Raw genomic sequence first — 2,939 nt, 5'->3', positions numbered from 1 at the left:
TTTAAAATACAGGTTGTTAAATTTTAATTGAAGAAAGCAAATCTGATTTCCTTTTAAAATTGATTAACTTTGCAGCTTAATTGTATGCTCATGAACCTCGATTTAATACCTAAAATAAAACATACCCAATCCAATAATTTTTTTTTACTGGCCGGCCCCTGCGCCATCGAAGGAGAAGAAATGGCGCTTCGCATTGCTGAACAGGTCGTTAAAATTACCGACAAACTTGAAATACCTTACATCTTTAAAGGAAGTTTTAAAAAAGCCAACCGAAGCCGCATTGATAGCTTTACAGGCATAGGCAATGAAAAAGCCTTGAAAATTCTCAGAAAAGTCTCAGAAACATTTGACGTGCCCACAGTGACAGACATACACGAAGTGAGCGATGCCGCGATGGCTGCTGAATATGTAGACGTATTGCAAATACCAGCATTTTTAGTGCGACAAACAGACCTTGTGGTTGCCGCAGCAAACACAGGAAAAGTAGTCAACCTTAAAAAAGGCCAGTTTATGAGTCCTGAAAGCATGAATCACGCCGTCACTAAAGTAACCGATTGCGGCAACTCGCAAGTTATGGTTACTGATAGAGGGACCATGTTTGGCTATCAGGATATGATTGTCGATTTTAGAGGCATTCCCACAATGAGGGAATTTGCTCCTACTATTCTGGATGTTACTCACAGCCTGCAACAACCCAACCAAAGCAGTGGAGTTACCGGGGGCCGGCCCGATATGATTTCTACCATAGCCAAAGCTGGAATTGCTGTGGGTGTGGATGGCATCTTTATAGAAACCCACTTTGATCCGGCAAATGCTAAAAGCGATGGAGCCAATATGCTTGACTTACAGTATCTGGAAAAGTTATTAAGTAATTTGACAGCCCTGAGAAAAACCATCATAAAATTTTAAACAAGTGTATAAATATTTCTTCTTATTAACAGTTCTTCTTTTTAGTTTTAACTCTTTTGCTCAACCGGGAATCAAACACGAATTCGGAAAACCGTTTCAACACGAGCTGAATTTAAAATCGTATTCAAAAGATACATTAGCCAAAGCCGTTGTGCTATTTGAAACAGGCAACTATACCTTTAAAGTGGTTGATTACAAAATTGTTTTAGTAAAAAAAGTTTACCGAAAATTAAAAATTTTACACGATGATGCAAAAAACTCTGCAAACATCACCATTTCTTTATTCAACAATAGCAATGAAAGTGAGAAATTAACTTCTTTAAAGGCGATAACCACAAACAATAGTGGAAGTGATTATCTTCAGAAAAAAGAAATTTTTACTAACAGGGTGAATGCAAAAGTAAGCGAAGTAAGTTTTGCCTTTCCCAATGCACAAAAAGGAAGTGTATTAGAATATGAATACACCATTACTTCCCCGTTCATTTTCAATCTTGAAGGGTGGAGTTTTCAAAATAACATTCCAACCGTTTATAGTGAATTTAAAGCCGAAATACCGGGCTTTTACCATTATAATAGAACCTTGATTGGAAATAAAGGCCTAGAGGTCAACCAGGCTGAAATTAAAAAAAATTGCTTTGAACCGGTAAAAGGAAATCTGGCAGATTGTGAAATTTTAACCTATGCAATGTCAGATATTCCGGCATTTAATGAGGAAGAATTTATGCTTTCTAAAATGAACTACCTCAGTCGATTGGACTTTCAGCTTAAACAAGCAATTGACCAACGGGGAAACAAGCATATGTACACCAAAAATTGGAAAACAGTTGACAGGGAGTTTAAAAAAGATAAAAACATTGGGCTACAAACCCGTAAAAATAATTTTCTAAGCAGACAATTACCGGAGTCTGTAACCTTGGCTAGTGACCCATTGGAAAAAGCTAAAAACATATATACCTACATCCAAAATCATTTCTTTTGGAATAAAAGCACAGCTCTTTTTAATGAAGCAGACGTGAAAAATGCATATAAAGAGCAAGTAGGGAGTGCAGCTGAAATAAACCTGGCACTAATTAATGCACTTCAGGCTGAAGGCTTTGATGCTGAAATAGGCCTGCTATCAACCAGAAAAAATGGAATCCCCACTAAAGAGTTTGCGGTAATTTCAGACTTTGATTACCTGATAGCACACCTTAAAATAAATGACAAAGCGTATTTATTGGATGCGACTGATAAATTTACTCCCTTTGGCACAATTCCCTTTAAGTGTCTGAATTATCAGGTAAGAGTTATGGATTTTAAAAATGGAAGCTACTGGGAACCAATTATACCAAACAAGCAAAATGTGAACCACATCAACATTCAAATAGATGTTGATGACAATTTCAATTTTAAAGGAACCCTGAGGGAAACCAATATGGGGTACAATGCCATAGCCAAAAGAAAACAAATCTCTGAAATCAACGAGGAAGCATATTTGAGAAAAAAAGAATCAGTATATTCAAATTTGGAAATAATTACATACAGTACAAATAATTCAAAGGAAATTGAGAAACCCATTAGCGAAGATTTTGAAGTGATTTTCACAGATAAAGAAGCCGAGAATTTACTATTTGACCCCTTTTTATTTAAATCCTTTGAAAAAAACCCATTTCAATTAAAAAACAGACTCTATCCTGTAGATTTTGGACACCCAAGAACCTATTCTTACTTATTGTCTCTAAACCTGAATGAAAAATATAAAATTGAAGAACTTCCCGAAAACAAATCTTTAAAAATGCCGGATAATATGGGCGAAGTAGTTGTTACTTACAAAGAAAACAACGGGATGGTTCATATTAGATTTTCACTAAACATCAATGAATATCATTTTGACCCAAAATCATATGAAGGTCTCAAAAGCTTTTTCAACCACGTAGTACAAATACAAAACAACTCACCGGTACTATTAAAAAAAGTACTTTAAGGTTTTCTTTTTGAAAATAGCTTATTAAAGGCATTATTATAATTTATCTATACACTAAACGAATTTA

At 35.3% G+C, this 2,939-nt stretch carries 2 protein-coding genes; both read left to right on the top strand.

Going from position 1 to position 2,939, the window contains the following annotated elements; all coding sequences use genetic code 11:
- The first annotated feature begins 90 nt into the window (after positions 1-90).
- A complete protein-coding gene (gene kdsA, locus AACY61_RS11600; RefSeq protein ID WP_339611744.1) occupies positions 91-909 on the top strand; it encodes a 3-deoxy-8-phosphooctulonate synthase in 819 nt (272 codons plus the stop codon).
- A gap of 4 nt (positions 910-913) precedes the next feature.
- Positions 914-2,872: a hypothetical protein gene (locus tag AACY61_RS11595; protein ID WP_339611743.1), complete on the top strand. Its 1,959-nt coding sequence runs from the start codon at positions 914-916 to the stop codon at positions 2,870-2,872.
- Positions 2,873-2,939 lie beyond the last annotated feature (67 nt).

Origin of the sequence: uncultured Planktosalinus sp. (assembly GCF_963973675.1) — a bacterium.
In the GTDB taxonomy this organism is placed as follows: domain Bacteria; phylum Bacteroidota; class Bacteroidia; order Flavobacteriales; family Flavobacteriaceae; genus Planktosalinus.
Note: the sequence above shows the minus strand (reverse complement) of the source record. Positions and strands in the feature narration are given on the sequence as shown.

What these genes read in the sequence shown, in the direction of transcription:
- kdsA (WP_339611744.1), top strand. Translation starts at nt 91, where the DNA reads ATGAACCTCGATTTAATACCTAAAATAAAACATACCCAATCCAATAAT.